This window comes from Nocardiopsis sp. YSL2 (assembly GCF_030555055.1).
In the GTDB taxonomy this organism is placed as follows: domain Bacteria; phylum Actinomycetota; class Actinomycetes; order Streptosporangiales; family Streptosporangiaceae; genus Nocardiopsis.
This window is the reverse complement of the sequence record NZ_JAMOAO010000001.1, coordinates 211,594-234,815: the sequence shown is the minus strand read 5'-3', so window position 1 is coordinate 234,815 and position 23,222 is coordinate 211,594. Positions and strand designations below refer to the sequence as shown.

16 protein-coding genes are annotated in these 23,222 nt (G+C 73.0%); 11 read left to right on the top strand and 5 right to left on the bottom strand.

The features are described from left to right. Positions 1-56 precede the first annotated feature (56 nt). From M1P99_RS00945 to M1P99_RS00930, 4 genes are read right to left on the bottom strand one after another with little or no spacing between them, the layout of a single operon-like run. Positions 57-1,571: a hypothetical protein gene (locus M1P99_RS00945; protein WP_304450798.1), complete on the bottom strand. Its 1,515-nt coding sequence runs from the start codon at positions 1,569-1,571 to the stop codon at positions 57-59. Further along, entirely contained in the window at positions 1,568-2,458 is an 891-nt protein-coding gene (locus M1P99_RS00940; protein WP_304450797.1) for an ABC transporter ATP-binding protein, read from the bottom strand. The genes M1P99_RS00945 and M1P99_RS00940 overlap by 4 nt, the downstream gene beginning before the upstream one ends. Beyond that, positions 2,455-3,255 carry a zf-HC2 domain-containing protein gene (locus M1P99_RS00935; protein WP_304450796.1) on the bottom strand — a complete coding sequence of 267 codons (801 nt, stop codon included), beginning with the start codon at positions 3,253-3,255 and terminating at the stop codon, positions 2,455-2,457. Before M1P99_RS00935 ends, M1P99_RS00940 begins: the two co-directional genes overlap by 4 nt. After that, the gene (locus M1P99_RS00930) at positions 3,252-3,833 is read right to left on the bottom strand and encodes an RNA polymerase sigma factor (protein WP_053619580.1); all 582 of its coding nucleotides are present in this window, start codon (positions 3,831-3,833) and stop codon (positions 3,252-3,254) included. Before M1P99_RS00930 ends, M1P99_RS00935 begins: the two co-directional genes overlap by 4 nt. Positions 3,834-3,960: 127 nt before the next feature. On the opposite strand from M1P99_RS00930, the gene M1P99_RS00925 reads away from it, so the two are divergent. The 6 genes from M1P99_RS00925 (at position 3,961) to M1P99_RS00900 (ending at position 15,765) form a co-directional block, all read left to right on the top strand. Further along, entirely contained in the window at positions 3,961-4,896 is a 936-nt protein-coding gene (locus M1P99_RS00925) for an LLM class F420-dependent oxidoreductase (RefSeq protein ID WP_304455519.1), read from the top strand. A 264-nt stretch (positions 4,897-5,160) separates the two neighbouring features. Further along, entirely contained in the window at positions 5,161-7,878 is a 2,718-nt protein-coding gene (acnA, locus tag M1P99_RS00920; protein ID WP_304450795.1) for an aconitate hydratase AcnA, read from the top strand. Between the two features lie 151 nt (positions 7,879-8,029). Further along, positions 8,030-10,009, top strand: coding sequence for a hypothetical protein (locus M1P99_RS00915; protein WP_304450794.1), 1,980 nt, complete (start codon positions 8,030-8,032; stop codon positions 10,007-10,009). After that, positions 9,999-11,348 carry a hypothetical protein gene (locus tag M1P99_RS00910; protein ID WP_304450793.1) on the top strand — a complete coding sequence of 450 codons (1,350 nt, stop codon included), beginning with the start codon at positions 9,999-10,001 and terminating at the stop codon, positions 11,346-11,348. The genes M1P99_RS00915 and M1P99_RS00910 overlap by 11 nt, the downstream gene beginning before the upstream one ends. Before the next feature lie 196 nt (positions 11,349-11,544). After that, entirely contained in the window at positions 11,545-13,812 is a 2,268-nt protein-coding gene (locus M1P99_RS00905) for a serine/threonine-protein kinase (protein WP_304450792.1), read from the top strand. 42 nt (positions 13,813-13,854) lie between these two features. After that, positions 13,855-15,765, top strand: coding sequence for a serine/threonine-protein kinase (locus tag M1P99_RS00900; protein ID WP_304450791.1), 1,911 nt, complete (start codon positions 13,855-13,857; stop codon positions 15,763-15,765). A 105-nt stretch (positions 15,766-15,870) separates the two neighbouring features. On the opposite strand, the gene M1P99_RS00895 is transcribed toward M1P99_RS00900, so the two are convergent. After that, positions 15,871-16,434, bottom strand: coding sequence for a uridine kinase (locus M1P99_RS00895; protein ID WP_304455518.1), 564 nt, complete (start codon positions 16,432-16,434; stop codon positions 15,871-15,873). 173 nt (positions 16,435-16,607) lie between these two features. Here M1P99_RS00895 and M1P99_RS00890 point away from each other — a divergent pair, with 173 nt between their 5' ends. The 5 genes from M1P99_RS00890 to M1P99_RS00870 all read left to right on the top strand — a co-directional run bounded on the left by M1P99_RS00890 (position 16,608) and on the right by M1P99_RS00870 (position 23,191). Then, positions 16,608-17,783, top strand: a complete 1,176-nt coding sequence (locus tag M1P99_RS00890) for an ROK family transcriptional regulator (protein WP_304450790.1) — start codon at positions 16,608-16,610, stop codon at positions 17,781-17,783. Positions 17,784-18,167: 384 nt separating this feature from the next. After that, positions 18,168-19,310, top strand: coding sequence for a sugar ABC transporter substrate-binding protein (locus M1P99_RS00885; RefSeq protein WP_304450789.1), 1,143 nt, complete (start codon positions 18,168-18,170; stop codon positions 19,308-19,310). Positions 19,311-19,392: 82 nt separating this feature from the next. Continuing rightward, positions 19,393-20,193, top strand: a complete 801-nt coding sequence (locus tag M1P99_RS00880) for an ATP-binding cassette domain-containing protein (protein WP_304450788.1) — start codon at positions 19,393-19,395, stop codon at positions 20,191-20,193. After that, positions 20,190-21,470, top strand: a complete 1,281-nt coding sequence (locus M1P99_RS00875; protein WP_304450787.1) for a sugar ABC transporter permease — start codon at positions 20,190-20,192, stop codon at positions 21,468-21,470. The genes M1P99_RS00880 and M1P99_RS00875 overlap by 4 nt, the downstream gene beginning before the upstream one ends. 455 nt (positions 21,471-21,925) lie before the next feature. Beyond that, positions 21,926-23,191, top strand: a complete 1,266-nt coding sequence (locus tag M1P99_RS00870) for a styrene monooxygenase/indole monooxygenase family protein (protein WP_304450786.1) — start codon at positions 21,926-21,928, stop codon at positions 23,189-23,191. Positions 23,192-23,222 lie beyond the last annotated feature (31 nt).

Below are 23,222 nucleotides of genomic sequence, written 5' to 3'. Positions count from 1 at the left end.
GCGTGCGCTTGCTGGGGCCGGTCACGGTGTCGCCGCCGGGTGAACGACGGGCGCTCTCAGGCGCAGTCGGTGGCCTCGCCCCAGGTCTGGTATATCGCCGGGTCGAGTTCGGGGAAGATCCGGGCCCACTCGGCCTGCGCGGCCGGGACGTCCGCGCTCCCGGTGACGGACACCCCCACCAGCTCGGCCAGCTCCAGGGTGGTGCCCTCCGGTGTGGACAGCGGCACCCAGCGCTCCGCCAGGGCCTCCACCGTCCGCTCCCGGGGGACGTCGTCGATCAGGGCCCGCAGCAGCTCCAGGTCCGCGACCGAGGGGGAGTAGGTGCTGAGCATGGTGGCCGCGGCCTCCAACCCGTCGTCCGCGGGCACCTCGGATGCGGTGGCGGCCAGCCACGCCACGATCACGAACCTGGACTGGCCCGTGCCCAGGCACCACTCCCAGGTGTACTCGCCCAGGCCCAGCGTGGCCAGGGCGGCCGAACCCGCCATGATCGACCGGCTGAACGGCTGGCCGGTGTCCAGGTACTCGTACACCCTCAGGGAGCGGTCCGCCGGCACGTCCAGGTCGCGGTGGTAGGCGTCCCCCTCCTGCCACACGACCGGCAGGTCGTCGTGGGCGGCCTCGGGGAGCAGGGCCATGGAGGGCCCGATCGTGCCGTGCCACTCGTCCACCCAGGCTTCGTAGCCGGGCAGGGGGCAGTAGGTGATGCCCTCGCGGACCTGGCACTGGTCGGCGGAGGCCCCGTGGATCGCCTCGTCTGGGAAGGTCGTGCCGATGGGGTAGGCCAGGCGCCCGTAGCCGATCGTCCCGGCCACTCCGGCCAGCAGTACGGCGGCCGCGGCCAGCAGGGCCCTGCGCCGTGCCGACCGGGCGCGCGCGGCCGTGATGAGCGCGAACAGCAGGGCCGTGGCCAGGGCGGTGTAGGCGAACTGGAGTGTAGCCAGCGGCGTGACGGCCGGACTCCGGAAGCCGAAGGGGCGCTGGGCCAGGTCGGTCACCCGGGAGATCTGGTAGACGGCCGTCTCCAGGCCCAGGTCCGCCACGGAGTACCGGTACAGCAGCATGGCCGGGACGGCCAGGGACAGAACGACCAGCGGCGCGTAGGTGCGCGTCCAGGAGACCACCGCGATCGACGCCAGCGGCCCCACGGCCGCGACGAGGAAGGGCGCGGGGTGGGCCAGAGGACTCAGCGTGCCGGCGAGGGGGGCGGACCGCAGGACGGGGTCCAGCAGTACCATCCCCGCCATGACCGCGGTGGTGAGCAGGACCGACGCCGTGCTCAGGGCCAGCAGGCGGCCCACGGGCCCCAGGGCGGCGACGGTCCGCCGCGAGTGGCCGACCTCGCGCATCGCGGGGAAGCAGACCACGGCGGCCATCGTGGCCGCGACCACCGCCGCGGCCCCTTCGAGACCGGCGTGGTACTCCGGCATCGTGGGCGCCGCCGGTACCCAGTAGCGCGGCCGGGCGTAGAGGTAGAGCGCCGCGGCCACGCCGATCCACAGGAGCGGGTTCACCGCCATCCGGCGGGCGTCGAACGACACCAGGCGCGCGAAGGTGGCCGCTCGGCTCACCGCGCGCTCCGTTCCACGCCCGTCAGCAGCAGGTAGGCGTCCTCCAGGGTGGGCTCGACCCGGATCCGGTCCCCGGGCGGCGCCGGATCGTTGCGTTCCGTGGTCAGGACGCGGTAGCGGCCGTCGGCCAGCCGCCACGTGGTGACCCCGCCCCGGGGCCGGCCGGTCTGCTCCCACACGTGGCCGCGGGCCCGGTCGATCAGCGTGCCCGGAGAACCGTCGAAGACGACCCGCCCCCGGTCCAGGCACACCACCCGCTGGCACAGCGCCGACACGTCCTCGATCTGGTGGGTGGACAGCACCACGGTGCTGCGCACGGCCAGTTCCGAGACCAGGTTGCGGAACAGGATGCGTTGCTCGGGGTCCAGGCCGATGGTCGGCTCGTCCAGCAGCAGCAGTTCGGGGTCGCCCATCAGGGCCGCGGCCAGGGCCAGCCGCTGGCGCATGCCCCCCGACAGGCGCCGCACCCTGGTGTGCCGGCGCTCGGTCAGGCCCACCCGGTCCAGGCTCCGGCGGATCTCGTCGTGGCGGGCCCGGCGCCCGCCCAGCTCCTTGAGCACCGCCATGTAGTCCAGTAGCCCGAAGGCGGTGAAGTGCGGGTAGAACTCCGGGCTCTGCGGCAGGTAGCCCAGCCGCCGCCGGATCTCGACGCGCTCGGCGGGGTCGGCGGGGTCGCGGCCCAGCACCCGCAGTCGGCCGGCGCTGACGTCCAGGTCGGTGGCCAGGCTGCGCAGCAGGGTGGTCTTGCCCGCGCCGTTGCGCCCCAGCAGCCCGGTGACCCCGGCCCCCAGGTCCAGGTCCACGCCGTCCAGGGCCCGGCGCGCTCCGTACCTGCGCACCAGGCCGCGCGCGTGGATCGGCGCGGTGATCGTGGTCGGAGCGCTCACGCCGCCCTCACCCTCAGCAGGATCGCGCCGATCAGGGCGACCAGCGCGGCGGCCCACCACATCTGGGACACCGGAGCGAACAGCTCCAGGACCGAGACGTGGTCGGTGACGGCGAACACCACCATGGCGAGCACCCACAGGCCGCCCACCGCGGCCCCGGCGGCGCTCATGTGCAGCCAGCGGCCGAGCAGGAGCGACCCGGCGACCAGAGTCAGGGACGGCAGCAGCCAGAACCCGGCGTTCCACAGGGTGGCGGGGGAGGGCATGAGGACCGCGGCAACGGTGCACATCGCCAGGGCGGGGACCAGGACCGCGCACGAGCGCAGGAACAGCAGCCGCTGGCCCGCCATCGGCGTGACCGCCGTGAGCGTGTGGGCGGGGTCCACGCCGCGGCCGTAGGCGACGGCGACGCCGACCAGGGGCACGACGGGGGCGGTGAAGGCGAACAGCAGGGAGCCGCGCGGCAGGTGGTGGGCGCTCAGCAGGGCCGCGGCCAGGACCACCACGGTGGCCACGAGCCAGGCGCGGTAGAGCTGCGGCGTGGCGGTCAGGAGCTTGGCGGTGGTCTGCCGCAGGCCCACCGCGGTCAGCGCGCGCTCCAGGAGGCCGGTGCGGGGCCGGTCCACGATGTCGCGCAGGTCGGCCCAGCTGTCGGCCAGCCACGCCTCGTCGGCCGGAACGAGGGAGCGGCAGGGCGCGCAGTGCATGAGGTGGGCCTCCACGGACATGGCGGTGACGTCGTCGACGGTGGACGACACGTACTCGTCGACCTGGGCAGGGGTCAGGTGCCAGCTCATGTCAGGGCCTCCCGTAGACGTGCCTTGGCGCGCATCACCCGTGTCTTGACCGTTCCCTCCGGGATCTGGAGGATCTCGGCGGCCTCGCGCACGGTGAGTCCGTCCAGGACGGTGGCCTGGATGGCCGAACGCAGTTCGGGGGACAGGGTGTGCAGGGCGGCGCCCAGTGGGCCGTGCTCGATGTTGAGCAGCACGGTGTCCTCGGCGGAGGCGTCGCCGATGGTCTCGTAGGGTTCGGAATCGCTGTCGGCGATCCATCGGTTGGCCCGTTTGCGCAGCTGGGAGATCAGCTGCCGGATCGCGATGGTCCACAGCCAGGCGCCGGCGTCGGGGTCGCCGGGGCGGGGTGTGAACGATCCGGCGTTCTTCCACACCGCCAGGAAGGTCTCCTGTAGGGCGGCGTCGAGCTGGTCGGGGTCCGAACAGCGGTAGCGCAGCCGGGCCCGCAGCCAGGGCGCGTGTCTGCGGTGCAGTGTTTCCAGGGCTTCGGTGGAACCGTCGGCGACGGCCGCGAGCAGCACCGCGTCGGTGCTGTCGGGGGAGGGGGCGCGTCGTCGGGCGCGGCGGAGCAGCTTCACGTCATGGCTTATCGCGGTCGTGGCGGGATTCGGTTCAGCCCGATCGGTACGGCTGCGGGCGCGGTTTTCCACAGTATCCGCGCGGCGTGTGCGCCGAGGCTGTGGAGGATGGGCGAAAATGGGACGTATGCGCCTGAGGATCTTCCTTGAACCCCAACAGGGGGCCACCTACGAGGACCAGCTCGCCGTCGCCAGAGCGGCGGAGGACCTGGGATTCGACGCCCTCTTCCGTTCCGACCACTACCTCCACATGGGCGACCACACCGACGGGCTCCCCGGTCCGACCGACGCGTGGATCACCCTGGCCGGACTGGCCCGGGAGACCTCCCGTATCCGTCTGGGCACCCTGATGACGGCCGCCACCTTCCGCTACCCGGGGCCGCTGGCCATCGCCGTGGCCCAGGTCGACCGGATGAGCGGCGGCCGTGTCGACTTCGGCTTCGGCGCCGGGTGGTACGAGCAGGAGCACGCCTCGTACGGGATCCCCTTCCCGGCCACCGCGCGCGAGCGCTTCGACCGCTACGAGGAGCAGCTCGACATCATCACCGGGTTGTGGTCGACCCCGGCGGGGGAGACCTTCAAGTACGAGGGCAAGCACTACCGTCTGGCGGAGGGGCCCGCGCTGCCCAAACCGCAGCAGGGTCCCCGTCCGCCGGTCCTGATCGGGGGCACCGGGCCCAAGCGCACACCGCGCCTGGCGGCGAAGTTCGCCGACGAGTACAACGTGCCCTTCGCCTCACTGGAGGAGACCTCCGCCGCCTTCGACCGGACGCGGGCGGCGGTCTCGGCCTCCGGGCGCACCGCGCCGATGGTCTACTCGGCGGCGCAGGTGCTGTGCGTGGGCCGGAACGAGGCGGAGATCACCGAGCGCGCCGACCGGATCGGCCGCCGGGTGCCGGAGCTTCGGGAGAACGGCCTGGCCGGATCGCCCGACGAGCTGGTGGACAGGATCGGCCGGTTCGGCGAGGCGGGGGCGGAGTGCATGTACCTGCAGATGTTGGACATGTCCGACCTCGACCACCTGGAAGTGGTGGCGTCGCGGGTCGTTCCGCAGTTGGGCTGACCGCGAACCACGGGGGGCGGTCACGCGGGCCGGGGAGCGACCCGATAACTTGATATCGAGATACAAGTTGGATACCTTGACATCAAGATAACTGCGGGGCTCCCCCCGGCCCGCTCCAGGGCAGCGGTTCTGACGGACGCCCGAGAAGGCGAAGGCCACCCCGCGGCCTATCGGCCCCGCGTCCGCTCAGAAGCGGCAGGTCCCGCTCCCATCCGACGAGGTGGGAGGCTGGGGACAAAGTGGCGAGATCAGGAGGCAGACACCGTGTCCGCGAACAGCTTCGGCGCCCGTGACACGTTGCGCGTTGGCGACGAGTCGTACGAGATCTTCCGGTTGGACGCCGTGCAGGGCGCCAACCGGCTTCCCTACAGCCTGAAGGTGCTGCTGGAGAACCTCCTGCGCACCGAGGACGGCTCGAACGTCACCGCCGACCACATCAGGGCCCTGGGCGAATGGGACGCCGCGGCGCAGCCCAGCCAGGAGATCCAGTTCACCCCCGCGCGGGTGATCATGCAGGACTTCACCGGCGTGCCCTGCGTCGTCGACCTCGCCACCATGCGCGAGGCCGTACGCGACCTGGGCGGCGACCCGGACAAGGTCAACCCGCTCGCCCCCGCCGAGCTGGTGATCGACCACTCCGTCGTCGTCGACCTCTTCGGCCGCCCCGACGCGTTCGAGCGCAACGTCGAGATCGAGTACGAGCGCAACTACGAGCGCTACAAGTTCCTGCGCTGGGGCCAGACCGCCTTCGACGAGTTCAAGGTCGTCCCGCCCGGCACCGGCATCGTGCACCAGGCCAACATCGAGCACCTGGCCCGCGTGACCATGTCCCGTGGCGGCCAGGCCTACCCCGACACCTGCGTCGGCACCGACTCGCACACCACCATGCAGAACGGCCTGGGCATCCTGGGCTGGGGCGTGGGCGGCATCGAGGCCGAGGCCGCCATGCTCGGCCAGCCGATCTCCATGCTCATCCCGCGCGTGGTCGGCTTCAAGCTGACCGGGCAGCTCAAGCCCGGCACGACCGCCACCGACCTGGTGCTCACCATCACCGAGCAGCTCCGCGAGCACGGTGTGGTCGGCAAGTTCGTCGAGTTCTACGGTGACGGCGTCGCGTCCGTGCCGCTGGCCAACCGCGCCACCATCGGCAACATGAGCCCGGAGTTCGGTTCCACCGCCGCGATCTTCCCGGTCGACGACGAGACCATCCGGTACATGAAGCTGACCGGCCGCTCCGAGCAGCAGGTCGCCCTGACCGAGGCCTACGCCAAGGCCAACGGCTTCTGGCACGACCCGTCCGTCGAGCCCGCCTTCTCCGAGTACCTGGAGCTGGACCTGGGCGACGTCGTTCCGTCGATCGCCGGCCCCAAGCGCCCGCAGGACCGCATCGCCCTGTCCGCGGCCAAGCCGACCTGGCGCCACGACGTCCAGAACTACGTCTCCGACGACGAGTCGGGCGAGGAGTCCTTCCCGGCCTCCGACGCCCCGGCGCAGGCCGCCAACGGCCACCGTCCGCACCGCCCGGTCAAGGTCACCATGGCCGACGGCACCGAGACCGAGATCGACCACGGCGCCGTGGTGATCGCCGCGATCACCTCGTGCACCAACACCTCCAACCCCTCGGTCATGCTGGGCGCCGCCCTGCTGGCCAAGAAGGCGGTGGAGAAGGGCCTGTCCCGCAAGCCGTGGGTCAAGACCTCCATGGCTCCCGGCTCCAAGGTCGTCACCGACTACTACGAGCGCTCGGGCCTCACCCCGTACCTGGACAAGCTGGGCTTCAACCTGGTCGGCTACGGCTGCACCACCTGCATCGGCAACTCCGGGCCGCTGCCCGAGGAGATCTCCAAGGCGGTCCAGGACAACGACCTCGCGGTCTCCGCGGTCCTGTCCGGCAACCGCAACTTCGAGGGCCGGATCAACCCGGACGTGAAGATGAACTACCTGGCCTCGCCGCCGCTGGTGGTCGCCTACGCGCTGGCCGGCTCGCTCGACGTGGACATCACCACCGAGCCCCTGGGCGTCGGCAAGGACGGCCAGCCGGTCTTCCTGGCCGACATCTGGCCCACCGCCGAGGAGATCCAGCAGGTCATGGACTCCGCCATCGCGTCGGACATGTACGAGTCCGCCTACGCGGACGTGTTCGCCGGTGACGACCGCTGGCGCTCGCTGCCCACGCCCACCGGCAACACCTTCGAATGGGAGGGCGAGTCCACCTACGTGCGCAAGCCCCCGTACTTCGACGGGATGGACGCCACCCCGGCGCCGGTCACCGACATCTCCGGTGCCCGCGTCCTGGCCAAGCTGGGCGACTCGGTCACCACCGACCACATCTCCCCGGCCGGCGCCATCAAGCCGGGCACCCCGGCGGCCGACTACCTGAAGGCGAACGGCGTCGAGCGCCGCGACTTCAACTCCTACGGCTCGCGCCGCGGCAACCACGAGGTGATGATCCGCGGAACGTTCGCCAACATCCGGCTGCGCAACCAGATCGCACCGGGCACCGAGGGCGGCTACACCCGCGACTTCACCCAGCCCGAGGCGCCGGTGTCGTTCATCTACGACGCCGCGCAGAACTACGCCGAGCAGGGCACCCCGCTGGTCGTCCTGGGCGGCAAGGAGTACGGTTCCGGGTCCTCCCGTGACTGGGCGGCCAAGGGCACGCGCCTGCTGGGCGTGCGCGCGGTCATCACCGAGTCCTACGAGCGCATCCACCGCTCCAACCTGATCGGCATGGGCGTGCTGCCCCTGCAGTTCCCGCAGGGCCAGTCCGCCGACTCCCTCGGCCTGACCGGTGAGGAGACCTTCTCCATCACCGGCGTGACCGCGCTCAACGAGGGCCGTGTCCCGAGCACGGTGAAGGTGACCACCGACACCGGCGTCGAGTTCGACGCCGTGGTGCGCATCGACACCCCGGGCGAGGCCGACTACTACCGCAACGGCGGCATCCTGCAGTACGTGCTGCGCCAGCTCATCGCGAAGTAGTCCACAGACTCCGCCCGCGCCCACAACGGCGCGCCGCGCGGTTCACCGGGGCCGCCACCGTCCGACCGACGGTGGCGGCCCCGGCCTTGTGTCGGAGGATGTTCCGGACTCGGTGATCCGGATGGCCGAAACCGGTCTGTATGCTCTGCTCATGCCCGCCCTCTCCCTCCCGCGGCTCCTGGTCCGCGCGCTGCTCTCCCCGGCGGTGGCGGTGGCGGCGGCGGTGGTGCTGACGGCATCCCCCGTCGCGGCCGACACGTCCGCCGACACCCCGACGACACCCGCCGAGTACTACGCCCGGCTCCTCGCCGAACAGCCCGAGGGCGCCGCCGTCGTGGTCGACCCCGCCAGCGGCGGCCTGACGGACCCGGCCGAGACCGCCGAGGCGGTGCACGCCGCCTTCGGTGCCCTGGACGTGCCCTACCAGGTCGTGGTCACCCCCTTCACGGGACCCGGGTCGGCCGGTTTCAGCAGGGTGCTGCCCGCCCTGCACGACCGGCTCGGCGCGGACGGGATCTACGTCCTGCTGCCTCCCGAGGGACGGCCCGACGAGGTGCGCGCCTACGGCGTCGACCTGCCGGTGCAGGCAGGGATGCGCGCCGTGGACGCCGACCCCGACCTGGGCTACGACGCACCCGCCGCCGACGTCGCGCGGGTGTTCGCCGCGGCCCTGGCCGACCCCGCCCTGGCGGAAGGGATGGCGGCGGAGCAGGAGCGCGCCGAGGCCGTCCCGGAGGCGTGGACGGAGTTCCTGGACGACATCGACCCCACCCGGTTCAACGGCCCGGAGAACCTCGGCTTCCTGGCCGGGTCGACGGCCGGGCTCCTCCTGTCGGCCGGCGGCTGGATCGTGTGGCTGACACTGCGCGGCGGCCGCAGGAGGATCGCGGTCGCCACCGCCGCGGGTGCCGCGGTCCTCGCGGGCGCGGCCGTCGTCGCGCCCTACGCCTACGTCATGAGCGCTCCCGAGGGCGGGCACGAGATCCCCGACCCCCTGGAGCTGGTGCGGCTGGAGGAGCCCTATGTCTTCTCGACCGGCCGCATCGAGCACATCGCCGAACGGCTCGCCGAGGACCCGCTGTACGTCGACCCCCTCAACCCCCAGTCCCGTGAAGGGCTCGCCGAGGTCGCCGCGACGCTGTCGGAGGGACCGGTGCCGGTGTACGCGGCCGTGGTGAACCTGAGCGGTGAGGACGAGTCCGGGGGCGACCCCGAGGTCCTCGCGGCGGCACTGGCCTCCGTGTCCGGACGCGAGGGGCTCTACCTCGTCGCGGGCCCGGACTTCGGCGTTTCCACCACTGAGGTCGGGGCCGCCGCCGAAGGGGTGGAGGTGGACGCCTCCGCGCTGTGGCGCGAGGTCTACGACATCGAGGAGCCGACCCCGGCCCGAGCCCTCGACACGGCCGTGACGGCCCTGCGCGCGGAGACGGAGGCGGTGGTCTCCGGCGGCGCCGAGTACACACCCCGGTTCGCCGACGACGAGCCCAACCTGCCCGGCCCCCGGTCGGAGCGGTACTGGTCCGACGGCCTGTGGGGTGGGATGCTCCTCGTCGGTCCGCTCGTGGTGGCCACCGTGATCGGGTCCTACTACCTGGTCGTCCTGCTCGTGCGGAACCTGCGGAGCGGGGGCGGACCGACCGTGCGCGGCCCGCGCGCACTGCGCCGCGTCGCCGAGCGGGAGACCGGCCGCCTGCGCACCCTGCTGTCGACCCGCGGCGACCGGGTGCCGGACACGCTCATGCCGCAGGCGGAGACCGCGCTGATCCTCATGGACCGCGGGGTGGAGGGCCTGGACCTGCTCGGCGCGGCCGTCCTCGCCCGGCGGGTCGTGGCCGCCGCCGAGAACCCGGGCGCCGACGACCTCGGGCCCTGCCTGGTCAACCCGTTGCACCCGCCGGCGACGCGGCGCGCGGACACGCGCCTCGACCGGACCGGGAGCGGCGCGCTGTGCGCGGCCTGCGCCGAGTTGACCGACGACGAGCGCGAGTCGCGCGTCCTGCGGCTGCGGACCCGCTCCACGGCGCACAGCTATCTCAAGAGCCCCAAGGACCCGTGGATCCGTCACCGGTTCGGAGCCGACCGGCCCCAGGAGCTGGTCGAGCTGTTGCTGAAGGAGGACCGTGTCCACTGAACACCCCGACGCCGCCGCGTCCCGGCCGACCCGACGCGCGTGGGCCCTGGTGGCCGCTCTGGCCGCCGCCGCGCTCGTGGCGGGCGCCCCGGCCCCCGCCCTGGCCGGCACCGCAGCCGACCCGGCGCCCGCCTCGGCCGAGGGCGCGTCCCCGGCCTCCGATGGGGACGCCGGGACGGCCGAGGAGGGCGCGAGCCCCGCCCAGACGATCGCCGACGTCCTGGCCGAGTCGCCCGTCCACGTCTCGCCCGCCTTCGACAGCGCCTTCCCGGTCGCCGAACGCGAACGCCTGGCGGAGGTGATCGCCGAAAGCGGCCTGGACCTGTACGTGATCGCCGTCCCGCTCACCGAGGGCGACGAGTGGAACGGGGACGCGGACGAACTCGTCTCGGCCGTTCAGGACCGTATGGGCGCGGAGGAGCGGCACTTCCTCGTGCACGACGGCCGCAGGCTGCAGGGCGTGGACTTCGGGCCGGCAGGCGCGCATCCGGAGACCCGGCCCGCGGCGAACGGCGCCCACACGGCCTCCTACCGCACCATGGGCGAATCGGACACGACCATCGCGGAACTGGTGGGGATCGGCGTCGAGACCGCCCTCTCCGACGATCCCGAGGCCGCCTATGAGCAGGCGGTGGCGGACTACGAGGCGGAGAACGGCCGCATGATGTCGGACGGCACGACCTGGCTTCCCTGGATCGTGGCCGCCGGAGCCGTCGCGGTCCTGGCCGTCCTGGGCGGCGTGGTCCTCGTCCGACGCTCCGCGAGCCCGGCCGTCCCTCTCGCGCAGCACGCCGCGTTCGACAACGCCGACCGCGCCCGTCTGGAGTCCCTGGTCGAACGCTGCGACCGGGACCTCATCGAGCTGGGGGAACGGCTCAGCCAGGCCGGAAGCACCAACGGCCGCCGCCTGACTCGGGCCCTGGACACCCGCGACGCCGCCGTGCGGGTCTACGACCGGATGGTCGCGGAGGGCCCCACCCTGCCCGACGCCGTGGGTGTGCTCGTGCTGCTCGACCTGGCGGAGGACGCTCTGGCCGGTCGGCGGACCCCGCGCCGGCCCTGCTACGCCAATCCGCTGCACGGCAGCGACACGCGGCAGGTCGACTGGCGTGAGTTCGGCGGTACCCGGACCATCCGTGTCCCGCTGTGCTCGGACTGCGCGCGTGCCGTGCGCGACCGGGTGCGGCCCACCGTCCTGGCGGACGAACACGAGGGCCGGTCGGTCCCGTACTACGAGGTGCCGCCCGAGGAGAGCGTGTGGGCGGCCACCGGGTACGGCACGCTCAGCGACGACCTGGTGGAACGCATCCAGCGCGGCGCCCACCGGACGGCGCGGTGACCGCCGCAACCCACGGGCCGGAGTAGGCCGCCGGGCCGCACAGGCTTGCGGCCGGGCCCCGGCTCATCGACGCCTTCGCCAGGGGCACCGCGATCCCGGGCCCGGACTCGGGACATCCACAACGTGGCTATAGTTCCCACGGATCCCCGCGGTGGAGGCGGGACGGACGGACGAGCGACCAAGGAACGAGGCGGCTGTGGACGACGGGACGGGCGAGGACGGGGGCGCACACCCCCCGGCGCGCACGGTCGGCGACTACCGGCTGGTGCGGTCGTTGGGGCGCGGCGGGTTCGGCGAGGTGTTCCTCGGCGAGGCCCCCGACGGGAGGAAGGCCGCGGTCAAGCTGCTGCACGCGAGCTGGGCGGGTGACGCCGACATGCGGCGCCGTTTCACGGCCGAGGTGGAGCAGGCGCGGCGGGTGAGCGGGTTCTGTATCGCGGGGATCCTGGACGCCGATCCCGAGGCGGAGCAGCCGTGGATCGCCACCGAGTACATCGAGGGCCCCACGCTGCAGGACGCGGTCGACCGGGAGGGCCCCCGCGGCGGAGCCGACCTGCACCGCCTGGCCGTCTCCACCGCCACCGCGCTGGCGGCGATCCACGCCGCGGGGGTGGTGCACCGGGATCTGAAGCCGGACAACATCATGCTGGCGCCGGACGGGCCGAGGGTGATCGACTTCGGGATCGCCCGGGCCGTCGAGTCGACGTCGGTGACGGCCAGCGGCGTGGTCGGCACCATCGGGTACATGGCTCCGGAGCAGTTGGAGGGCGCCCGCCTGACGTCGGCGGTGGACCTGTTCTCCTGGGGGTCGGTGATGGTCTACGCCGCGACGGGACACGAGGCCTTCTCCGGCCCGACCCAGGCCTCGAGGATCGCCCGCATCCTGGGTGGGGAGCCCGATCTGGGGGCCCTGCCCGAGCCCCTGCTCGGCATCATCCGGACGTGTCTGGACAAGGACCCCGATCAGCGCCCGGACGCCTCCACGCTGCTCAACCGGCTCATCGCCGCCCCGCACGCGGGCGCTCCGACCCCGGGACCGGCGCCCGCCGCGGTCACCCCCCGGCCCGACGACCGGACGCGGGTCGGCGTCGACCGGACGAGGATCGCCGGGGACGCCCCGCCCCAGGTCGACCCCACCCGCGCGGCGCCACCCGCCACCGTCGACCCCACCCGCGCCTACACCCGCCTCGCCACGCGGGAGACCCCGGCCGCGCAGGTGTCGGAGCACTCCGGTGCCCCGCCCGCGCCGCAGTACCCCGGTCCCGCGCCATCGGGGCCCTACCACTCCGGTCTGCGGCCGCCCGGGTCCGGCGAGTCGGCTGCGTACCCGTCGGGCCCCCTGCCCTCCGGCCCCCACCACACCGGCGGGGTCCCCCCGTACCACTTCCGCGGCGTCCGGTTCACCGATCCGCGCGCACTCGCCGAGGCCTTCCAACAGGACTGGCCGGCGGCCCTCCGGGTCTTCGGCGACACCGCCGAGCGCGCGGCCCTGGGCGCCTGGATCATCGACGACCTGGGCGACACCACCGTCGACCGCTCCCTGTTCCGGCGCCAGGCCGCGGACGCCAACCTCGCCATCGCCTCCTTCGTCGCCCAACTGCGCCCCGACCTGCCGCCGGTCTTTCGAGGCCGTCCCGCCGGCCTGGAGGCGCTGGGCGAGCTGTTCGCCGATCCCGCGCCCGTGCTCACGGGAGCGCCCCTGGCCAACGAGATGGCACTGCTCGCCCGGCCCGACGTCCTGCGGGTGATGGGCGACCACCACACTGATCGGCCCGGTGCGCTCCACCGGCTCGCCGAGCACCTGGGGCAGGCCGAACGGGCCGGGATCGCCTTCCACGAGCGGCTCCGGGGCGACCTGGCCGGATGGGTCGGCACGCGGGTCCACGTCAATCCCGCCCTGGTGCTCGCTTTCCTCCTGCACCCGGAGCGCGCCGTCCCGCCGAACGACGGGGACAAGGCCGTCGCGGAGTGGGTCGACATCCTCTGGCGCAAGGTCGAGTCCGCGCCCGTGCCCGACAGGGCGGGCTGCGCCGCGATGGTCTACGGTGCCGTGCCGACACTGCGCGAACTGGCCCGCCAGCGACGCCACTGGGAGGAGCGCTTCGCCTCCGTCTCGGCCGAGCACGACGCCCTGGCCACCAGGGTCGGCCTCCAGGTCCGACTCACCAACGGCGTGCGTTACAGCCGGTGGGCCCTCTTCGCCTTTCCGGGCGCGTTCGTGCTGGAGTACGCCCTCGGCGCCCCGGACTGGATCGTCGGCCTGTTGGTCGTGGTCTCCGTCCTGGGCCTGCTCGGGGCGCTCTCGTGCACGGCGGCCCGCCGGGTGGTCTGTGGCACGCCCGCGCGCCGCGCCCACAGGGTCATGGAACTGCAGCACTCCAACGCCCAGCTCCCGCAGCTGACCTCGGGTGTGGAGCGCATCCGCACCGACCTCGCCCAGGCCCGCAGGATCAGCGAGGGCTGACCGACGGCAGGGACGACACGACGACAGGAGATGGGGACGGGTATGGACGGGACCGCTCGTACGGTGGGCGAGTACCGGCTGGTGCGGTCGTTGGGGCGTGGCGGGTTCGGCGAGGTGTTCCTGGGGGAGCGGCCGGACGGCACGCTGGCGGCGGTCAAGCTCCTGCACACCGCCTGGGCCGAGGACACCGACATGCGGCGCCGCTTCACCGCCGAGGTGGAGCAGGCGCGGCGGGTGAGCGGGTTCTGCATCGCGGCGATCCTGGACGCCGACCCCGAGGCGGAGCAGCCGTGGATCGCCACCGAGTACATCGACGGCCCCACACTCCAACAGGCGGTGGCAGCGCAGGGCCCGCGCACGGGATCCGCGCTCCAGCGCCTCGCGGTGAGCACGGCCACCGCCCTGGCCGCGATCCATGCCGCGGGCGTGGTGCACCGGGATCTGAAGCCGGACAACATCATGCTGGCGCCGGACGGGCCGAGGGTGATCGACTTCGGGATCGCCCGGGCCGTGGAAGCGACCTCCGTGACGGCCAGCGGTGTGATCGGCACGGTCGGGTACATGGCTCCGGAGCAGTTGGAGGGCGCCCGCCTGACGGCGGCGGTGGACCTGTTCGCCTGGGGATCGGTGATGGTCTTCGCGGCCACCGCACATCAGGCGTTCCCCGGCCCCACACAGGCCTCGCGCATCGCCCGGATCCTGTCGAGCGAACCGGACACCGGAGGGGTCCCCGAACCGCTCGCCACGGTGGTCCGCGCCTGCCTGGACAAGGACCCCGAACGGCGACCGGACGCCGCCGCGCTGATGGACCACCTGGTCACCGGCCGCCTCCTCGCCGTCGGCGCATCCAGGATCCACTCGACCCGCGCCTACACTGAGTCGGCGTCGGCCGGGGAGAGCCCCCGTGCCGCGCACGCGGGTACTCCGTACGCCTCCGGTCAGCCGGGATCATCCCCCGAAACCGGGTACACGGAGGCTCCGCGCACGTCCGGTCACGCGGCGGCGCCGTATGCCCCCGGTTCCACCACGGTTCCTCCTGCCTCACATCCCACGAGCGCCCCGTACACCTCCGGTCACGCGCCGCCGCCGGACCCTGGGGATGGGTTCACGTGGGCTCCGTACACTTCTGCTTCCACTGGGGTTCCGCCTGACCCGGCCACCCCCTCTACGTCGGGTCACGCGCCGCCGCCGGATCCCGGTGATGGGTTCACGGGGGCTCCCTACACCTCCGGCCCCACCGGGACGCCGTACGTGCCGGGGACCGGAGGGGGCGGACAGGCGCCGACCTACCGTTTCGCCGGGACGGCGTATACCGACGCCGGCGACCTGGCGGCGGCAATGCAGCGCGACTGGGCCGAGGCGACCTCGGTCTTCGGTGACACGACCGAGCGCGCCGCCCTCGACTCATGGATCGGCCACGACCTGCGCGTGACGCTCGCCGACCGTTCGCCCTTCCAGCGGGGGGTGGTGGACGTGAACCTGGCGGTGGCGTCGTTCGTCGCCCAGCTCCGTCCGGACCTGCCGCCGGTCTTCCACGGCCAGGACGCGTCCCCCGCCGGGCTGCGTGCACTGTTCCGGGACAGTCGGCCTCCGGTACCCGGCGACCGGACCGCCCACGAGCGCCTGCTGCTGGCCCGTCCGGCGGTGATCCGCCTGATGGCGGCGCACCGCGGCCCGGACGCCGAGGCCCTGCGGATCCTGGCCCAGGACCTCGACACGGCGGACCGCGCAGGCGCGGTGCTCTGGCAGGGCAACGGAAGCCCCGGGCGACCGGACCCCGTGCTGACCCTGACGTTTCTGCTGCATCCGGAGCTGGTCGTCCAGCCCGATCCCGGCGACCGGCCCGGAAGGGCGGAGTGGGGGCGCAACCTGTGGGCCCGGGTGGAGGGCGCCACGGGTGCCGCGCGCGCCGGGTACGCCGCGGCCGCCTACCAGCTCGTGCGAACCTTCTGAGTCGCGGGGCTCCGACGCGGCCCCACGGGTGCGGCGCGGCTTCGGCCTGGTGAGAGCACCACGGGATAGGCGGCTCGCGACGGCCCGCGTCCCACCGCACACGCCCTAGCGTGTGGGTGCGGCCGCAGCGGTGTTGTCCACGACCAGCCCGGCGTGTGCGTCGGGGCGGTGCTCGGCGTAGAACGCCTCCTCCTGCCGGGCCCACCGGTCCCGGTGCGGAGCGTACACGGCGGCGTCCCAGCGCGCGTCCAGCCTGCGGGCCCGCTCGGCGCCGGGTGCCGCCACCCAGACCAGCGCGTCGACCAGGCCACGGACGTCCGCAGCGCCCGATCCGCAGCCCTCCACCACCAGCGTGCCCCCGGTGGCGACCTCCTCCGGGAGGCGGGTCCGCTCCGGGGCGAAGGCGCCGCGGTCCCAGTCGTAGCGGTGCCAGGCCACGCTCTCCCCGCGGCGCAGCGGGGCCAGTACCCAGCTCCGGAGCAGGCCCGGCGCACGCGCCAACCCGTCCCAACCGGGGTAGAGGTCCTCCATCGTCAGCACGTGGACGGGCTCACCGCGTGCGGCCAGTACCGCGCGCAGGCGTTCGGCGACCGTGCTCTTGCCGGATCCGGAGCGGCCCTCCACCGCCACGACGCGCACGCGGGCGCTCCGCTCGGGCAGGAGCGACACCGCGCGGGTTTCCCAACCGCTCTCGGCCGTGCTGATCCTCGGTACTGGCACGATCGCACCCTAGACCATGGCCAGGTCGGCACCGGCGGCGTTCCCGCTTGCGTTCAATGCTTGTAGCATTCGTCTCAGAAGCGCCGTCGCGCTTGCACGAGAGACGACGAAAGGGCCACCGGGTGACCGACACCGCCGGGACACCGGGATCACAGTCCGCCCTGCGGCAGGCCAACGAACGCCGGATCGTGGACGCGCTCCGCAAGGAGGGCACGCGCACCCAGGCCGAGCTCGCCCGGGCCACCGGGCTGTCCGCCGCCAGCGTGTCCAACATCGTGCGCGGACTGCGTGCGGCGGGTACCGTCTCGGTCCGCGACACCGCCTCGAACGGGCGCCGTGCCCGCGCGGTCACCCTGCTGCGCCCGCCCGGCGCGGTCGTGGCCGTGGACTTCACGCCCACGCGTGTCCAGGTCGCGATCGGTGACAGCGACGGCAACATGATCGCCCGCGAGGCGATCGACTACGACGTGGCGGCCGACGCCGAGCGCGGTGTGCGCCGGGCCGCGTGGCTGACGGAGACCACGCTGCAGCGCGCCCGCATCGACGTCGGCACCGTGTCGGCGGTGGTGGCCTCGGTGCCCGCGCCGATCGATCCGGGCACCGGCGAGGTCGGCCGGATCTCCTGCGTCCCCCGCTGGGCGGGCCACCGCCCGGCCAAGGCGCTGACCGAGCGGCTGGGCCTGCCCGTCGTCGCCGAGAACGACGCCAACCTGGCCGCGCTGGCCGAACAGCACCGGGGCGCGGGCGAGGGCGCCCAGCACGTGATCACCCTGGTCATCGGCGAGGGCGTGGGCGCCGGCATCATCCTGTCCGGCCGGCTCTTCCGTGGCGCGGGCGGCACGGCGGGCGAGGTGGGCCACATCGCGCTCGACCCGCGCGGGCAGGTGTGCCGGTGCGGCAACCGCGGCTGTCTGGAGACGTTCACGGGTGCGCACTACCTGCTGGACATGCTGCCCCAGAACGCCGACGTGGCGCGCGGCCCCGGGCCGGTCGGCGTGCCCGACGTCGTGGCCGCGGCCCTGGACGGGGACCTGGGCAGCCGACGGATCGTCTCCGAGGCGGGCACGGCCCTCGGACAGGGCACGGCGATCATCGCCAACCTGTTCAACCCGGACCGGGTGGTCGTCGGCGGCGACCTGGCCGAGGCGGGCGAACTGCTGCTGGACCCGATGCGCCGCGCGATGGAGCTGGGCGCTCTGGGCAGCGCGTTGAGCCAGCTCGAACTGGTGCCGAGCGCGCTGGGGGGCGACGCCTCCCTCTACGGCGCTCTGCTCATCGCGGCACAGCGCGTCGGCTGACCGCGGGCACTCTCACCCAAGACTTGTAGGGCTCGTCACTGTGGGGCGCGTCACCGTTCCACAGTGTTCACGCGTGCCCGGACGCCGTCCGGCGGGCCCTCGGGCGTACCTCCCCGGGGGTGTGCCTCCCGACGTTCTTCGAGGTCAGGGGCGGGTAAAAAGTTCACGGACGGGCGATCGGCACGTACCCTTCACACAAGGTCACGTACGCTGCGAGCCGCTCTGGCCAGGGGTTTTCGTGTCTTAAGTGCTTGAAGGCAATGTCCGTGATGTTTCGGTTATGTGTTCAGGAGTTGACGGCAAGCCCTCCACGGGGTTGTACTTCACATCATTGCTCGCGAGTTCCCACACCGAAAATCCCCCGTGAAGAGAGGCACAGCGTTGATGACCCGACGCTTCGCAACCCACCAGAAGTTCACAGGCGGCCTCGCCGCCGCCACGGCCTCCCTGGCCCTGCTCGTCTCCGGCTGCAGTGCCCTCACCACTTCCGGTGAAGAGGGAGAGCAGACCGAGCACACGGTCGAGGAGGGCTTCCACGTCGGCCTGCTGCTCCCCGAGCTGCAGACCGCGCGCTACGAGGCCTTCGACCGTCCCTTCTTCGAGGAGGCCCTGGGCGAGCTCTGCCCCAACTGCGAGCTCTCCTACGCCAACGCCGACCAGGACGTCGACGAGCAGCAGACGCAGGCCCAGGCCATGCTGACCGACGGGGTCGACGTCCTCGTGCTCGGCGCCGTCGACTCCCAGGCCGCCGCGGGCACCGTCAACGAGGCCCGCTCGCAGGGCGTGCCCGTGGTCGCCTACGACCGCCTGGCCGAGGGCGGCGCGGACATGTACGTGTCCTTCGACAACCACCGTGTGGGCCAGGTCCAGGCCCAGGCCCTGCTGGAGGCGCTGGAGCAGAACGGCACCACGGGCGAGGGCGAGATCGTCATGATCAACGGCTCGCCCACCGACCCCAACGCCGGTGACTTCAAGGCCGGCGCGCACGAGATCTTCGACGGCCAGGTCGAGATCGGCCAGGAGTTCGACACCCCGGACTGGTCGCCGGACGAGGCCAACAGCCAGATGGAGGGCGCCATCACCTCCCTGGGCGTGGACGAGATCGTCGGCGTCTACTCCGCCAACGACGGCATGGCCTCCGGCATCATCTCCGCGCTGCGCAGCGCGGGCGTGTCCACCGAGGACCTGCCTCCCGTCACCGGCCAGGACGCCGAGCTCCACGGCATCCAGCGCATCATCGCCGGTGAGCAGTACATGACCGTCTACAAGGCGATCCGCCCCGAGGCCGAGATCGCCGCCGCGATGGCGGTCTCCCTGGCCACCGGCGAGGAGCTGGAAGCGGGCGAGTACACCCTCACCGACGTCGAGGACGCCAACGGCGAGGCCGTGCCCTCCATCCTCCTGGAGCCGATCTCGGTGACCGAGGAGAACATCGGCGACACCGTCATCTCCGACGGCATCTACTCCATCGAGGACATCTGCACGGCCGACTACGAGGACACCGACTTCTGCCAGGAAGCCCTCTAACCGGGCCAGGCGCGACGCCCCGGCGGGGCGGGGGGACAGTGAGTCCGCCCGCCCCGCCGGGACGAGAAGAGAGAAAGAGCGCATGAGTACACCCGTCCTGGAACTGTCCGGGATCTCCAAGACCTTCGGGGCCGTCCGTGCCCTGAGCGAGGTCGACTTCCAGGTCGACCCCGGAGAGGTCGTCGCCCTGCTCGGCGACAACGGCGCCGGTAAGTCCACCCTGGTCAAGGTCATCGCCGGTGCCCACCCCGCCGACTCCGGCGGGGTCATCACCTGGGACGGCCAGCCGGTCACCATCGGTGCCCCGTCCGACGCCCAGAAGCTCGGTATCGCGACCATCTACCAGGACCTCGCGCTGTGCGACAACCTGGACATCGTCGGCAACCTGTTCCTCGGCAACGAGAAGCTCCACTTCCCCGGCACCCTCGACGAGGTCGAGATGGAGAGCCGGGCGCGGGAGCTGCTCGACTCATTGTCGGTGAGCATTCCGAACCTGCGCGTCCCCGTCGCCTCGCTCTCCGGCGGCCAGCGGCAGATCATCGCGATCGCCCGCTCCCTGCTCGGCCAGCCGCGCGTGGTGATGCTCGACGAGCCCACCGCGGCGCTGGGCGTGGCCCAGACCGCCCAGGTGCTGGACCTGATCGAGCGCCTGCGGGACCAGGGCCTGGGCGTCGTGCTCATCAGCCACAACATGGCGGATGTGCGTGCCGTCGCCGACCGCGCCGTCGTGCTCCGCCTGGGCCGCAACGCGGGGGACTTCCCCATCGCGTCGACGAGCTACGAGCAGATCGTGGCCGCCATCACCGGTGCAGCCGACAACCCGGTCACCCGGCGCTCCAGCCGTACCGGTTCCTCGGCCCTGGCCACGGAGGACAACCGATGACTCAGCAGACTCACGCCACGCCCGCGTCGGGCGAGGGGACCGGCGCCCCCGGCGAGCCGAAGCGCGATCCCCGCCTCCTGGTCACGGCCGCCTCGCCGAGCGGGTGGCTCAAGGCGCTGCGCCGCAACCTGCGCGGCGGCGAACTCGGGCCCGTCCCGGTCATCGTCGGTCTGATCCTCATCGCCCTCGTGTTCCAGTCGATGAACGACCGGTACCTGTCGCCGCAGAACCTGTCCAACCTGACCGTGCAGATCGCGGCGGTGGGCCTGATGACCACCGGCGTCATCATGGTCCTGCTGCTGGGCGAGATCGACCTGTCCGTGGGGTCGGTGTCCGGTCTCTCGGCCGCCGTCCTGGCGGTCCTGGCGGTGCGCTACGGCGTCTCCGAGTGGGTGGCGATCGGAGCGGCGGTCCTGGTCGGCCTCACCGTCGGCCTTCTGCACGGCGTCATCTTCGCCAAGCTGGGCGTCCCGGCCTTCGTGGTCACCCTCGCCGGGCTCCTGGGCTGGCAGGGCCTGCACGTCTACCTCCTGGACAGCTCCGGCTCGGTCAACACCAGTGCCAGCGGCGCCATCGCCATGCTGACCCAGACCTACTTCGTCCCGGTCGTGGGCTGGGCGCTCGCGGGCCTGACGGTGCTGCTGTACATGGCCGCGGTGTTCACCGTCGAGCGCAGGCGCCGCCTGGCGGGGCTGCCGTTCAAGCCCTTGCCCGAGGTGCTCTTCCGTTCCGCGCTGCTGGCCGTGCCGCTGGTGGGCGGCGTGTGGGTGCTCAACCAGTACAAGGGCGTGCCGCTGGCCTTCCTGATCTTCGTCGGGTTCGTGGTCGCGCTCGACCTGATCCTGCGCAAGACCCGGTACGGGCGCATGGTCTACGCCGTCGGCGGGAGCTCCGAGGCGGCCCGTCGCGCCGGCATCAACGTGGACTTCATCCGGATCTCGGTGTTCGGTATCGCCTCCACGCTGGCCGCCCTGGGCGGCATCATGCTGGTCTCGCGCAACTTCGCGGCGAGCGTGTCCACCGGTGGCGGCGAGGAGCTGATGATGGCCATCGCGGCCGCGGTCATCGGCGGGACCAGCCTGTTCGGCGGTCGCGGCAACGCCTACTCCGCGCTGCTGGGCGGCCTGGTGCTGGGTGCGATCGCCTCCGGCCTGCTCCTGCTGCAGATGGACACCTCGGTGCGCTTCATGATCACCGCCGCGGTGCTGCTCATCGCGGTGATCCTGGACGCCATCTCCCGGCGCGGTCGCAAGACCCACGCCAGGGGCGGCGCCTAGGGACCGGCGACGATCCCCGGCGCCCCCGCCCGGCCCCGAACAGGGGGCCGGGCGGGGGCGCTGTGACATGTGTCGCTCATCGTCCGACGCGGCCACCTCGGGCGGGCCGGTCCGGGCCGGCGCGGCGCACCGGAGGGCGGCATGGCCCGCCCGCCGACCGCGATCACCCTCCGGCGCGACTGTGACCTGCGGGAAGGTCTCCTCTCCAGCCGCGGGACGCGCCGGCGGGACGTGCGCGCGCGGGGAAGTCGAAGGTCCCCGGCGCGGGAGGGTCGAAAGTCCCATCGGCGGGGGCGGCGGCGGGGCCCCGCCGGGCGCTGTTAGGTTCGCGGCGATATCGACCGGTCCGGGCCCGACACGCGTCCACGGCGCGCCGGGGCCCCGCCCCGTCGTGCCCGTCGCACCCGGTCCGTCCACTGCCCGGGGGCGCGCCCGGGCGTCCGCGAAGGAGTGACATGCGCAGGATCCTCGTCGTCGGCGGCGGGCCGTCCGGACTCCAGCTCGCCCTCGGCCTGCTGGCCGAGGACTACGACGTGACGCTGGTCAGCCCACACGGCCCCCAGGACGTGCGAGACGGAGGAGTCCTCTCCACCCAGTGCCTGTTCGGGCCCGCTCTGCGCCGCCTGCGCCGGCACGGCCTCTTCCCCTGGGACGACCGCGCCCCGGCGATCGGTGGCGTGAGCGTGCGCGTGGCCGACGCCCGCGGGGGGAGCGAACCCACGCTGTCCTTCGCGGGACGGCTCGCCGAGCCCGCCCGGTCGGTCGACCAGCGGCTCGCGCTCCCGGCCTGGATGGACCTGTTCACGCGGGCGGGCGGCCGCCACCTGCGTCGCTCCGCGGACGCCGACGACCTGGAGCGCCTGGCCGCCGACCACGAGCTCGTCGTCGTGGCCGCCGGCCGGGGCGGCCTGTCCGGACTCTTCCCCCTCAGGACCGAGCGCTCGCCCTTCACCGCGCCGCAGCGCTCGCTGATGCTCGCCTACGTCCGCGGCGCCGACCCCCACCCCGGCGGCGCCCTGCTCTCCCGCACGGCCGTGCCGGGGGCGGGGGAGGTGTTCACCCTGCCCGTGTACTCCCTGGACGGGGTGTGCGACGCGGTCCTGGTCGAGGCGGTGGCCGGTGGTCCGCTGGAGCGGCACCTGCCCGAGGGCGCCGGAGCGGGGGAGGTGCTCGCGGGCGTGCTCGACGCGGTCCGCGCGCACGCGCCCTGGGAGTACGAACGCCTCGCGGGGGCACGCCTGGCCGACCCCCGGGCCGCCCTGCGCGGCGGGTACACCCCGGCGGTGCGCGAGCCCGTGGCCCACCTGTCCGACGGCACGCCGGTCCTGGGCATGGCCGACACCGTCGTGGCCAACGACCCGGTCACCGCCCAGGGGGCGAACATGGCCTCCCTGTGCGCGGACGTGTACCGCCGCGCCATCGTCGACCAGGGCCCGGGCCCCTTCGACGAGTCCTTCATGCGCGCCGCCTTCGCCGCCTACTGGCGGCACGCGCGCCACGTCACCGCCTGGAGCAGGGTGATGCTCACCGGTCCACGGCACGTGTGGCAGCTCTACCGGCTGGCGCAGCGCCACCAGGGGACCGCCGACCGCTTCGCGGACTCCTTCGCCGACCCGAGCGGTCTCATCGACTGGTTCCTGCACCCCGAACGCGCCACCGCCTACATGGAGGACGTCCGCCGCGCCGCCCCGGCACGGACATCCGATGTCCCGATCTCCTAATTCCGGTCGGATGGATCGAGATATAGCCTCG